Origin of the sequence: Halorubrum halodurans (assembly GCF_002252985.1) — an archaeon.
In the GTDB taxonomy this organism is placed as follows: Archaea; Halobacteriota; Halobacteria; order Halobacteriales; family Haloferacaceae; genus Halorubrum; species Halorubrum halodurans.
In genome coordinates this window covers 22,129-33,790 of sequence record NZ_NHPJ01000069.1, presented here as the reverse complement: position 1 = coordinate 33,790, position 11,662 = coordinate 22,129, and the positions used below count along the sequence as shown (strand labels likewise).

General features: G+C 72.5%; 11 protein-coding genes and 1 tRNA gene. 8 read left to right on the top strand and 4 right to left on the bottom strand.

The genetic code is table 11. The annotated features are described in order from the left end of the window. The first annotated feature begins 317 nt into the window (after positions 1–317). Both carA and surE read left to right on the top strand, forming a co-directional pair. Positions 318–1,379 (top strand): glutamine-hydrolyzing carbamoyl-phosphate synthase small subunit, encoded by a 1,062-nt coding sequence (carA, locus tag DJ70_RS06820; RefSeq protein ID WP_094531352.1) that lies wholly within the window; start codon positions 318–320, stop codon positions 1,377–1,379. A 93-nt stretch (positions 1,380–1,472) separates the two neighbouring features. Next, positions 1,473–2,405 (top strand): 5'/3'-nucleotidase SurE, encoded by a 933-nt coding sequence (gene surE, locus DJ70_RS06815; RefSeq protein WP_094531350.1) that lies wholly within the window; start codon positions 1,473–1,475, stop codon positions 2,403–2,405. 23 nt (positions 2,406–2,428) lie between these two features. On the opposite strand, the gene DJ70_RS06810 is transcribed toward surE, so the two are convergent. Then, the gene (locus DJ70_RS06810) at positions 2,429–2,659 is read right to left on the bottom strand and encodes a hypothetical protein (protein ID WP_094531348.1); all 231 of its coding nucleotides are present in this window, start codon (positions 2,657–2,659) and stop codon (positions 2,429–2,431) included. Positions 2,660–3,000: 341 nt separating this feature from the next. Here DJ70_RS06810 and DJ70_RS06805 point away from each other — a divergent pair, with 341 nt between their 5' ends. The 5 genes from DJ70_RS06805 (at position 3,001) to DJ70_RS06785 (ending at position 8,417) form a co-directional block, all read left to right on the top strand. Beyond that, the gene (locus DJ70_RS06805; protein WP_094531346.1) at positions 3,001–4,773 is read left to right on the top strand and encodes a glutamate--tRNA ligase; all 1,773 of its coding nucleotides are present in this window, start codon (positions 3,001–3,003) and stop codon (positions 4,771–4,773) included. Between the two features lie 82 nt (positions 4,774–4,855). Then, on the top strand, positions 4,856–5,185 hold the full coding sequence (locus DJ70_RS06800) for a 4Fe-4S dicluster domain-containing protein (RefSeq protein WP_094531344.1): 330 nt from the start codon (positions 4,856–4,858) through the stop codon (positions 5,183–5,185). Between the two features lie 73 nt (positions 5,186–5,258). Then, a complete protein-coding gene (gene glmM, locus DJ70_RS06795) occupies positions 5,259–6,626 on the top strand; it encodes a phosphoglucosamine mutase (RefSeq protein ID WP_094531342.1) in 1,368 nt (455 codons plus the stop codon). A 90-nt stretch (positions 6,627–6,716) separates the two neighbouring features. After that, on the top strand, positions 6,717–7,901 hold the full coding sequence (gene glmU, locus DJ70_RS06790; RefSeq protein WP_094531340.1) for a bifunctional sugar-1-phosphate nucleotidylyltransferase/acetyltransferase: 1,185 nt from the start codon (positions 6,717–6,719) through the stop codon (positions 7,899–7,901). A gap of 21 nt (positions 7,902–7,922) precedes the next feature. Continuing rightward, on the top strand, positions 7,923–8,417 hold the full coding sequence (locus DJ70_RS06785) for a metal-dependent hydrolase (protein ID WP_094531338.1): 495 nt from the start codon (positions 7,923–7,925) through the stop codon (positions 8,415–8,417). Between the two features lie 85 nt (positions 8,418–8,502). Here the strand turns inward: DJ70_RS06785 and DJ70_RS06780 are convergent, their stop codons facing one another. Next, positions 8,503–9,483, bottom strand: a complete 981-nt coding sequence (locus tag DJ70_RS06780; RefSeq protein WP_245810738.1) for an NAD-dependent epimerase/dehydratase family protein — start codon at positions 9,481–9,483, stop codon at positions 8,503–8,505. 113 nt (positions 9,484–9,596) lie between these two features. Beyond that, positions 9,597–9,750 (bottom strand) — tRNA-Met (locus DJ70_RS06775). A 156-nt stretch (positions 9,751–9,906) separates the two neighbouring features. On the opposite strand from DJ70_RS06775, the gene DJ70_RS06770 reads away from it, so the two are divergent. Further along, positions 9,907–11,157, top strand: coding sequence for a DUF7115 domain-containing protein (locus tag DJ70_RS06770; RefSeq protein ID WP_094531336.1), 1,251 nt, complete (start codon positions 9,907–9,909; stop codon positions 11,155–11,157). 15 nt (positions 11,158–11,172) lie between these two features. Here the strand turns inward: DJ70_RS06770 and DJ70_RS06765 are convergent, their stop codons facing one another. Continuing rightward, the gene (locus tag DJ70_RS06765) at positions 11,173–11,553 is read right to left on the bottom strand and encodes a DUF5830 family protein (RefSeq protein WP_094531355.1); all 381 of its coding nucleotides are present in this window, start codon (positions 11,551–11,553) and stop codon (positions 11,173–11,175) included. Between the last annotated feature and the right edge of the window lie 109 nt (positions 11,554–11,662).

Genomic DNA, 11,662 nt, shown 5'->3' with positions numbered 1-11,662 from the left:
GCCGCCGGCGACACCGCAGCGAACGAAGTGAGCGAGGAGCGCAGCGAGGCCCTCGACCGGAGCCGGTTGGGGCTTTGGAAGTGTTCACCGCCCCAGCAACGATCCCCTTCTACTCGCCCCAATCTCCATCGAAATACCCGTCCTACAAGCAATCTCTAACGCCCGGGGGGGTTCACCGACCACCGCGTCGAAAGGGATCTCCTCGGGATCGCGTCGCGCCCGGTATCCCGACGACGCCGGCCCCGGATCCCGTTACGAATTTCGTAGTTCACCTTCGAACGACGCATTTAATATGGTTCATCTGTACGTATCTCGTAATGTCGGACGCCTACATCGCGCTGGCCGACGGACGCGTGCTCGAAGCGCGCGCCCGTGCGCCGGGGTGGACCCGTGGTGAACTCGTGTTCACGACCGCGTACACCGGCTACGAGGAGTCGCTGACCGATCCCTCCTACGCCGAGCAAGTGCTGACCTTCTCGTACCCCCTGATCGGGAACTACGGCGTCCGAGAGGAGCGGTTCGAGTCCGACTCCGTCCAGCCGCGCGCGGCCATCGCCCGCGAGCTGACCGACGACGTCGCCGAGTGGCTCGAGAGCGAGGGCGTCCCGGCGATCGACCACCTCGACACCCGCGAGATCGTCACTACCGTCCGCGAGGAGGGCGCGATGGCCTGCGGCATCGCCGCGGGCGAGGACGCGACCCCCGAGGACGCGGTCGCGGAGATGGAGGCCTGTACGCCGATGAGCGACCACACCGACATCGGCGCGCAGGTGTCGGTGACGGAGCCGACCGTCCACGAGGGCGGCGACGAGGCGACCGTCGCCATGCTCGACTGCGGCGCGAAGGGCTCGATCATCTCCTCGCTCACGGAGCGCGGCGCGGACGTCCACGTCCTCCCGTACGACGCGACCCCCGAGGACGTGGCGGCGGTCGAGCCCGACGTGCTGTTCGTCTCGAACGGCCCCGGCGACCCGGAGAACTTCGTCGCCGCCCACGAGGTCGTCGACGCCTTCGCCGGCGAGGTTCCGATGGCCGGAATCTGTCTCGGCCAGCAGGTGATCACGAGCGCGCTCGGCGGCTCGACGGAGAAGATGTCGTTCGGCCACCGCGGCGTCAACCAGCCGGTCAAGGACCTCCGCACCGACCGGGTCGTGATGACCACGCAGAACCACGGCTACACCGTCTCCGACACCGGCCCGCTCGAGGTGACGCAGGTGAACGTCAACGACGACACCGTCGAGGGGCTCGACAGCGACGAACTCGACGTCATCACCCGGCAGTACCACCCCGAGGCGAACCCCGGCCCGCACGACTCGCTCGGCTTCTTCGACGAGGTGCTGGCGCTGGCGGAGTCGCGCCAGCCCGTCGCCGCCGACTGACGACCGTCGACCTCCGTCTCGCCGACCGTCGCCGCGTCCTCCATCCCGACCGCTTCCGGCGGCGTTTTCACCCGTGACCTCCCAGGGACCATCATGACACGCGAGGTCCTCCTCACCAACGACGACGGGATCGACGCGGCCGGGATCCGGGCGCTCTCGGAGGCGCTCTCCGCCGAGTACGACGTGACCGTCGTCGCGCCGGCGACGAACCAGTCGGGCGTGGGCGGCAACCGGTCGTGGTGGGAGACGACGATCGAGTACACCGAGCGCGACCTCGGCTACGCGGTCGAGGGGACGCCCGCCGACTGCGTCGCCGTCGCGGCGGTCGCGCTCGAGTTGGAGCCCGACGTCGTCGTCTCCGGCTGTAACCACGGCCCGAACATCGGCGCGCACGTCCTCGGCCAGTCGGGGACCGTCGGCGCGGCCATGGAGGCGGCGTTCCTCGGGACGCCCGCGATCGCGGTCTCGCTGTACGACCGCGGCAACCTCCCGATCCCGCCGACGGTCTCCCACGACGACTTCGCGCTCGCGGGGCGGGTCGCGGCCGACCTCGTCGCCCGCGTCGACGACGAGGGCCGCCTCCCGTTCGGCGCGGACGTGCTCAACGTCAACGTCCCCGCCGCGGACGACGAGGCCGCCGCGGACCCGACCTACCGGCTGACCGAGCCCGCCCGCGGCTTCGACGTGATCGAGTTCCACCCCGGCACGGAGGCGGCGAGTGAGGAGGAAGAAAACGCGACCGGGACCGCCGGCTCGGGCGACCCCGGCGGCGACGCCTCCGGCTTCGGCGAGCGCCGCGGCGAGATGGGAATGGAGCTTCGCGATCGCTTCTGGCGGGAGTTCCTGCGCGGTGACGTCGCCGACGACCCCGGCTCGGACCGGCGCGCGACGGTCGAGGGCGAGGTGAGCGTCTCGCCGCTGTCATCCTCGCGGTCGGTGGCCGGCGACCGGGTCGGCGAGACGGTCGAGATCGCAGGGGGGACGTTCGCGCTCGACGACGGGACGCTCGAGGCCGCCGGCGAGTGACGCCGTCGGAGCCGGCGGGAGCCCTACCGGAGCCGGCGGGAGCCCGCGGTGAACTCCGAGGCGAGCCGACCCAGGTACCAGACGACGAGCAGTCCGAGCAGCAGCCCGCCGCCGGCCGCGACCGCCAACTGGACGACGGTCGGGTCGCCGAGCAGCGTGATGAGCGGCGGCGAGGCGGCCACTAGGACCAGGAACCCTATCTTTATCTTTCGATTGCCGGCGTCGCGCTCCTCCCGCGACATCGGCTCTACCATCCCGCACCTCCGGGACGTGCGCGTCCCGACTCGATCCAGCGCGTCTCCATGGTTCGTCCTCAGAACCCGAGCGGCTATAATTCCGCGGACCGATCCCCGCGATAGGTCGTCGAGCGTATATAAACGGCCCGACCGTTCACGCCCGACACCCCGTCCCGATCGCGTGAACGGTCTCGACCGTTTATGCCCGCGTGTCCCCGAGGGTCGACGCCCCTACCCGCGGCCCCGACGCCGGGACGGGAGCGGGCGGGTCGCCGGCACCTCGCCGACGCGATCCCCGACTCCCGCCGTGACGCCGACGGTTTCGCGGCGTTTTTGAGTCGCCCCGACGAGCCGACGGTATGGACGACGAACTCCGCGAGCGTGTCGAGACGGCCGGCGAGACGGCCGCGCTCTTCAACGCGCTCAAACACGACGGCGATCCCGACGTGGGCGCGATCATGGGCCCGCTGATGGGCGAGAACCCCGAGTTCCGCCCGCACGGCGACGAGATTCCCGGCGTTCTCGCGCCGATCGTGAACCGCGTCGCGGCGATGGACGAGGCGGAGCGACGCGACCGGCTCGGCGAGGTGGCTCCCGAGCGACTCGCGGAGCTCGAGGCCGACGACGAGGCGGACGAGCACGTCCTCCCCGATCTGCCGAACGCCGAGCCCGGCGAGGTCGTGATGCGCGCCGCGCCGAACCCCAACGGCCCCTGGCACATCGGCCACGCCCGGATGCCCGCCGTGATCGGGACGTACAAGCAGCGGTACGACGGCGAGTTCATCTGCCGGTTCGACGACACCGACCCGGAGACGAAGCGGCCCGACCTCGACGCGTACGACGCGATCCTCGAGGACGTCGCGTACCTCGGCTTCGAGGCCGACCGCGTGCTGAAGGCCTCCGACCGGCTCGAGACCTACTACGAGCACGCCCGCGAGCTGATCGACCGCGGCGGCGCGTACACCTGCTCGTGTGCCGGCGAGGCGTTCTCGGAGCTGAAGAACGACGGCGAGGCCTGCCCGCACCGCGGGAAGGACGCGGCGACCGTCCGCGAGGAGTTCGCGGCCATGGTCGACGGCGAGTACGGCGCCGGCGAGATGGTCCTCCGGGTGCGGACTGACATCGACCACAAGAACCCGGCGCTGCGCGACTGGGTCGCGTTCCGCATGATCGACACGCCGCACCCGCGCGAGGAGGCGGCGGAGTACCGCTGTTGGCCCATGCTCGACTTCCAGTCCGGCGTCGACGACCACCTCACGGGCGTCACCCACATCATCCGCGGCATCGACCTCCAGGACTCCGCGAAGCGCCAGCGGTTCGTCTACGACTACTTCGGCTGGGAGTACCCCGAGGTGCTCCACTGGGGGCACGTCCAGGTCGACGAGTACGACGTGACGCTCTCCACGTCGACGATCAAGGAGCTGATCGCCGACGGCGAGCTGACCGGCTGGGACGACCCGCGCGCGCCGACCATTCGATCGGTCCGCCGGCGCGGGATCCGGGGCGCGGCGCTCGTCGAGTCGATGACCGACCTCGGGATGTCGACCTCCGACGTGGACCTTGCGATGTCGTCGGTGTACGCGAACAACCGCGACCTCGTCGACGACGAGGCGGACCGGTTCTTCCTCGTGCGCGACCGCGAGGACGACCCGGCGGTCGAGCTGCCGGTCGTCGACGGCGACGCCCCCGCGCCGGCCGCCGGTCGGCCCGCGCGACACCCCGACCACCCCGACCGCGGCGACCGGACGATCCCGGCGGGGCGGGTCCTCGTCGAGGAGTCGGACCTCCCGCCGGCCGGCGAGCGCGTCTGGCTGAAGGGGTACGGTCCCGTGCGCCGCGAGGCCGACGAGCTCGTCTACGTCGACGCCGACATCGACGTGGTCCGGGACGGCGACGTCGACGTGGTCCACTGGGTGCCCGCGGCGGAGTCGCTCGGGACGCTCATGCGCACCCTCGAGGGCGACGTACGCGGGTACGCCGAGCCGGCGATCGCCGACGCCGCGGTCGACGACGTGGTCCAGTTCGAGCGGATCGGCTTCGCCCGACTCGACGCGTTCGACCCGACCGGCACCGACGAGCCCGACGGCCCGACCGGCGAGGAGGACCTCGTGGCGTACTTCGCGCATCCCTGAGGTCGAGCGCCGCCGCTCGAGGGGAAGCGTCGCCGATCCGCGTCGCGGAGTTTAACTACCGACGGGCGAAATCCAGAGCAAGATGGGCATCGACCCGAACTTCGAGCGGAACCTGGAGCGGACCGGCGAGGAGCACGACGTCGACGTGTGGGGGCCGGTCGAGCCGCCCGAGAAGCTCGGGGTCCGCGGGACCCACGTCGCCGTCGACTTCGACATCTGTCTGGCCGACGGGGCGTGTCTGGAGGACTGTCCCGTCGACGTCTTCGACTGGGTCGACACGCCCGGCCACCCCGAGTCCGACCGGAAGGCGAACCCGACCGACGAGGACCAGTGTATCGACTGTATGCTGTGTGTCGACGTCTGTCCGGTCGACGCCATCGACGTCGACCCCGGCCGCGAGAACCGGATCTGAGGTCGGGCGTCGCTTCTCTCCCCGCTCTCCTCCCTTCCCGAGGTTACAAGACTCTCCGCCGGGAGCCACGGACATGTTCGGAACCAGCGGGATCCGCGGGCGCGTCGGCGAGGAAGTCACCGCCGCCGTCGCGCTCGACGTCGGGCGCGCCGTCGGCACCGAGACGGACCGGGTCGTCGTGGGTCGCGACGCGAGAGGGACGGGCGAGACGCTCCGCGACGCGTTGGTCGCGGGGCTCCGCGAGACCGGCGCGGACGTGGTCGACGTCGGCCGCGCGGCGACGCCGACGGTCGCGCGGGCGATCGACACGCGGGACGCGGACGCCGGGGTCGTCGTGACCGCCTCGCACAACCCGGCCCCCGACAACGGGCTCAAGCTGTGGACTCCCTCGGGGCAGGCGTACCCCCCGGCCCGACAGGACGTCATCGAGGAGCGGATCCGCGAGGGGGCGTTCGACCTCGCCGACTGGACGGGACAGGGCGGGTACGACCGCTGGAACGCGGCGACCGACCGCCACCGCGACGCGCTCGTCGCGGCCGGCGAGCACGCGGCGGAGACGCGCGGGACCGGAGCTCCCGGTGCCGACCCCCTCGCCGACCTCTCCGTCGTCGTCGACGCCGGAAACGGCATGGGCGGCGTGACCGCCGACGCCCTCCACGACCTCGGCGCCGCCGTCGAGACGCTCAACGCGACGCCGGACGGCCGGTTCCCCGCCCGCCCGAGCGAGCCGACCGCCGAGAACTGCGCGACGCTCGCCGCGACCGTCGAGGCCGTCGACGCCGACCTCGGGATCGCCCACGACGGCGACGCCGACCGCATGATGGCCGTCACGGACGCGGGCGAGTTCGTCCCCGGCGACCTGCTCCTCGCCGTCTTCGGCCGCGCGGCGGCCGGGGAGGGCGACCGGGTCGCTGCGCCGGTCGACACGAGCCTCGCGGCCGCGGACGCGCTCGCGGAGGTCGGCGCGGAACTCGTCTACACCCGCGTCGGCGACGTGTACGTGGCGGAACGCGCCGCGGAGGCGGGGGTCGCCTTCGGCGGCGAGCCGTCCGGCGCGTGGATCTTCCCCGAGGAGACGCTGTGCCCGGACGGGCCGCTCGCGGCGGTCCGGCTCGCCGCGCTGGCGACGTCGACCCCCCTCTCCGAGCGGGTCGCGGCGATGGAGCGGTACCCGATCCGGCGGCGCTCGGTCGAGACCGAGCACAAGGCCGCCGCGATGGAACTGGTCGCGGCGCGCGTGACCGACGAGTTCGACGAGGTCTCGACGCTCGACGGCGTCCGCGTCGACGCCGACGAGGGGTGGTTCCTCCTGCGGGCCTCGGGGACCGAGCCGCTGATCCGGGTCACGGCGGAGGCGCGCGAGGCCGACGCCGCGGACGCCCTGCTGGAGCGCGCGAGCGGGATCGTCGACCGCGCGCTCGCGGACGCGGCCGGCGACTGAGACCGGCCGCTCCGAGCCGGGGCGTCGAGGGCGGAGCCGCGCCGCGCGCCGTCGCAATACCTTTCCCGCCGTCCGTCGAGGTTCAGGTACATGCAGACCGTCGTACTCGCGGCCGGCGAGGGGACGCGGATGCGTCCGCTCACGGCCGACACGCCGAAACCGATGCTGCCGGTCGCCGGGACGCCCCTCGTCGTCCGCTGTCTCGAGGACGCGATCGAGTCGGGCGCGAGCCGGGTCGTCGTCGTCGTCGGCTACGAGGCGGAGGCGGTCCGGACCGCGATCGCCGAGCGCGACTGGCCGGTTCCGGTCGAGACCGTCACGCAGGCCGAACAGCGCGGGACGGCGGACGCCGTTCGCGCCGCCCGAAGCGAGCTCGAGGAGGCGCCGTTCGTCGTGTTGAACGGGGACGCCCTCTACGACCGCGAGTCGCTCGCGGAGCTGTACGACGCGAACGCCGCGGTCGGCTCCTACCGCGTCGAGAATCCCTCGTCGTACGGGGTGTTGCGCGTCGCCGACGGCCGGGTCGAGGGCGTCGTCGAGAAGCCCGCGGACCCGCCGTCGAACCTCGTGAACACCGGGGCGTACGTCTTTCCCGCCGCGGCGCTCGCGTGGCTCGACGTCGACGAAAGCGAGCGCGGCGAGCTGGAGCTCACGGACGTCCTCCAGCGGGCGTGTGAGACGACCGAGGTGCGCTCCGTCCCCTTCGACCGCTGGCTCGACGTCGGCCGGCCGTGGGAGCTGCTCGCGGCCAACGAGTGGGCGCTCGCGGACCTCGACCGCGAGGTCGGCGGCGACGTGAGCGACGACGCGGAGCTCCGGGGCACGGTCGTCGTCGAGAACGGCGCGACGATCGAGCCCGGCGTCGTGATCGAGGGACCGGCGTACGTCGCCGCCGGCAGCCACGTCGGTCCCAACGCGTACGTCCGCGGGGCGACGTACCTGGGTCCCGACACGCGGGTCGGCCACGGCGTCGAGGTGAAAAACAGCGTCGTGATGGCCGACTCGGCGGTGCCGCACCTCACGTACCTCGGCGACAGCGTGCTCGGCGAGGACGTCAACCTCGGCGCGGGGACGACCGTCGCGAACCTCAGACACGACGGCGAGCCGGTCGAGCTCACGGTGAAGGGCGACCGGGTGAGCACGGGCCGGCGGAAGTTCGGGATCGTCTGTGGCGACGGGGTCCGCACCGGGATCAACTGTACGATCAACGTCGGGATCGTCCTCGACGCGGGCGCGACCGTCGCGCCGGGCGAGACGGTGCTGCGGGACCGCTGAAGCGAGGGTGAGCGATCGACCGTGTACAGGAAGGGCCACGTCGGGGCCGCGCTCGCGGCGTACGCGCCGGTCGGGTTCGGGCTCGCCGCCGTCGCCGGGCTCGAGCTCGCGGCGGGAGCCGGGGTCGTCGCCGCCTGGACGGCGATGCTCCCCGACCTGGACACGCGGATCCCGTTCGTGAAACACCGTGGGATCACCCACACCGTCTGGTTCGCGCTCGCGGTCGGCGTCGCGTTCGGGCTCGTCGGCGGGGCCGTCGGACTCGAGGGCGGGTCGGCCGCGGCGCTCGGGTTCGCCGCGCTCGGGTTCGCCCTCGGCGCGGGAACGGTCGTCTCACACCTCCTCGCGGACGCGATCACCCCGATGGGGATCCGGCCGTACGCGCCCGTCAGGGGCGACCACTACACCCTCGATCTGGTGGCGGCGGCGAACCCGGTCGCCAACTACGTCCTGCTCGTCCTCGGCGGCGCGGCCGCCGGGGTCGCGGTGCTCGCCGGGGCGGCCGTCGGCGGGTGAGCCGAGACGGCGACGATCGGCCGGGGCGACGGCGGGTGAGCCGAGACGGCGACGATCAGCGGGTGAGGCGGGCGGTCGGCCGCGTTCAGTTCACGGGGTCGAGCCCGGCGTCCCGGCGAACCGCGTCGACGTACTCCCGCGTGAGTTCTTCGAGCCCGTAGTCGACCTCGTAGCCGAGATCGGACCGAGCGCGGTCGAGCGCGAGCCGCTGAGCCGACCAGTCGTGGTCGGCGTCGTCGGCCACCGCCACCTCCGCGTCGGGGAGGAGCCGCCGGACCGTCTCCGCGGCCGTCGCGACGGTCGCGACCTCGCCGCGGACGTTGTAGACCCCGTGATCGAGGTCGCCGTCGGGCGCCAGCGCGGCGCGCCGGAACGCGTCGGCGGCGTCCCGCACGGAGAGCCAACTCACGGCGGTCCCGCCGCCCTCGACGCGAACGGGGTCGCCGACCGCCGGCCGCTCGAAGAGGTCCGAGAACGCCGTGAAACTCCGCCGGAACGGCCCGAAGACGCCCGTCGGCCGGAGCGCGACCGCGGGGACGCCGTGGTCCGCCCGGTAGCGTCGGGAGAGACACTCTGCGTGGCGCTTCGCGGCGGCGTACGGCGAGTCGGGCGACAACAGCGCGTCCTCGGGGACGGCCCCGTCGTACGCCGATCCGGGACCGTACACCGTCTCGCTCGACGTCACCACGACGCGATCGATCCGGTTCGGGACGATCCGTGCGGCCTCGAGCACGTGGTTCGCGCCGAGCGCGTTCACCCGCGTGGCCGCGAGCTCGTCCGTTCGAACGTCCTCGCTCAGGAGTGCGGCCAGGTGGACGATCCGGGTGGCTCCCGTCTCGCGGACCGCCCGAGCGAGCGCGGCGACGTCCGTCACGTCGCCCCGTCGGACCTCGACCGCGTCCGCGACGCCGAGCCGTTCGAGGAGCGCGGCGTCGGGCGCGGCGTCGACGGCGACGACGTCGTGGCCGTCCGCGACGAGCAGTCGGGCGAGGTGGGAGCCGACGAAGCCCGTCCCGCCGGTCACCAGTACCGTCTCCGTTCCCGAGTCGGTGTCGAAGGGAGTCACGGCCTGATCGGCGTCCGACGCCGGTTGGATGTATCGGTCTCGGCAGTATCGGGAGCCGGGATCGTCGGACGGGACTCGGGACCGTCGATGCGTATCGTCGACGGGAGGAAATATGGCCGGGGTGGGCTCCGAACCCACGATCTCCGCATGTCCCAGGTCCGAGGCTCGGCGGAGCCACGGGAAGGACGCGGACGCTTCCAAGGCGTCACCGCACCGAATCTCCGAACCCTATGAGTGCGGCGCTATGTCCAGCTAAGCCACCCGGCCTCACACTCACGTATCGCGATGACACTCTTTAAGCTTCCCATCCGTCGGGGGAGTGGGAGATCGTCCCACGCTTTCCAGCGGACGTCGCCGCGGCCGGAGCCGCGACCGAGAGCCGGACCCCGCGGATTTATGCCCGACGCCCCGGACGTTCGGCGTATGAGCCTTCCGGAACTACTGTCGGGGGCCGCCGGCGACGAGGAGGTCGTCGCGCGGGTCCCGCTCGGGGGGGACGACCTCCTCGCGGTCACGCCCACGCGAACGCTCGTGTACCGCGCCGACGGCCTGCTCTCCGACGAGACCGTCGAGGAGTACTCACACGACGCGGAGCGGATCGCCGTCTCGACCGGCCGACGGAAGTCGAAGGTGGTCTTCGGTTACGGCCTCGACGGCGAGGAGACGCTTTCCGTCCCGTCGAAACGCCTCGACGACGTGGTCCATCCCGTCCTCGCCGGGGTCCTCTCCGCACGGGGCGTGACCGGCCCCGGCGAGTCGGTCGAGCGCACGTTCCGCTTCTCGGAGCTTACCCTCGTCGTCACCGACAGCCGGCTCGTGAAACACGTCGGCTCGGCGGTCTGGGACGAGGAGTTCGAGGAGTTCCCCTACGCCGACCTGACCGACCTCGACTTCGAGGAGGGAACCGTCGCGACCGCGGTCGTGCTCGCACACGACGGCCGCTCCGAGCGGTTCAAGGCCCCCAACGAGTCGGCACGGGCCGTCAAGGAGAGCCTCGTCGACGCGGTGTGTTCGTTCCACGGGGTCGGCAGCCTCGAGGAGCTCCGGGTGACCGTCGCGGACGACGCCGACGACGCGGCCGAGGAACCGTCGAGCACGACCGACTTCGGCGAGGGACCCGACCCGCTCTCGGCGTCGCCCGCGGCCGACGCGGAGGCGGCGGCCGAGGCGGAGAGGAGGCTCGAGACGAGTTCGGATCCCGACCGGGCGACGGGATCCGATCCGGCGACGGGGACGGACGCCGACCGTCGAGCCGCCACCGACGTCGACCGCGGCGGTGCCGACTCCACGGGCGGACGCGGCGGCGCCGGGGGAACGGCCGGGAACGCGAATACCGCCGGCGGAAACGCCGCCGACGGGAACGACCCGCTCGGCGACGAGTTCGGGACGGCGGAGCCGCACGGCTCGACCGGGGCCGCCGACGGGTCCACGGACCGCTCGAACGCCGCCGGGGCGACGGAGTCGGCCGATCCGGCGGAGCCGGCCGGCGCGTCCGACTCCGCCGACGCCGACGGCTTCGAGGGGTCGCCCTTCGAGAGCGCTGGCGTCGAGGACGACGACCTGGCAGCCGAGGTCGCGGCGCTCCGGCAGACCGTCGAGGCGCAGTCGGCGACGATCGAGCGGCAGTCGGAGCTCATCGAGCGTCTCATCGAGGAGCTGCGACAGGGTCGATAGCGCCGTCGCTTCAGCTCACTCGGCGTCCCGACCGGTGACCTTCCGGACGCACGAGGAGCCGAACGGCCCGAGCTCGCCGGCCTCGAGCCGGACGAAGTGTCCGGTCGTGATCCCCGCGCCGCACCGCCTACACTCGAAGTCCCCCTCGCGGGCGACCACCTGGCTCCCGTACTCCACGTGGGTGCCGCCCCGCCGGATCCGCAGACGGGCGTCCTCCCGGTCGATCACGCCGCGTTTCTCCGCCGTGTCGAGGATCTCGCGGGTGAGCGTGGGGTCCGTCGTCACGGTCTCGATCCGGTCCATCGCCTCGGGAAGCGCCAGCTCCTCGCGTTCGAGGTGTGCGAGGAGCTCGACGGCGAGCTCCAGCTTCTCCGAGCGCGTCACCGGCTCGCTCACGGTCGACCCGACGGCCGTGACGGTCATAAGTCGGTCGGGAGCGGTCGGGGCCGGCAGCGGTCGGGGCCGGCAGCGATCGGGACCGGCGGCGGGCGAGCGCGGAGCCAAG

Coding starts and splice junctions, on each gene's coding strand:
- carA (WP_094531352.1), top strand. CDS start 318: ATGTCGGACGCCTACATCGCGCTGGCCGACGGACGCGTGCTCGAAGCG.
- surE (WP_094531350.1), top strand. CDS start 1,473: ATGACACGCGAGGTCCTCCTCACCAACGACGACGGGATCGACGCGGCC.
- DJ70_RS06810 (WP_094531348.1), bottom strand. CDS start 2,659: ATGGTAGAGCCGATGTCGCGGGAGGAGCGCGACGCCGGCAATCGAAAG.
- DJ70_RS06805 (WP_094531346.1), top strand. CDS start 3,001: ATGGACGACGAACTCCGCGAGCGTGTCGAGACGGCCGGCGAGACGGCC.
- DJ70_RS06800 (WP_094531344.1), top strand. CDS start 4,856: ATGGGCATCGACCCGAACTTCGAGCGGAACCTGGAGCGGACCGGCGAG.
- glmM (WP_094531342.1), top strand. CDS start 5,259: ATGTTCGGAACCAGCGGGATCCGCGGGCGCGTCGGCGAGGAAGTCACC.
- glmU (WP_094531340.1), top strand. CDS start 6,717: ATGCAGACCGTCGTACTCGCGGCCGGCGAGGGGACGCGGATGCGTCCG.
- DJ70_RS06770 (WP_094531336.1), top strand. CDS start 9,907: ATGAGCCTTCCGGAACTACTGTCGGGGGCCGCCGGCGACGAGGAGGTC.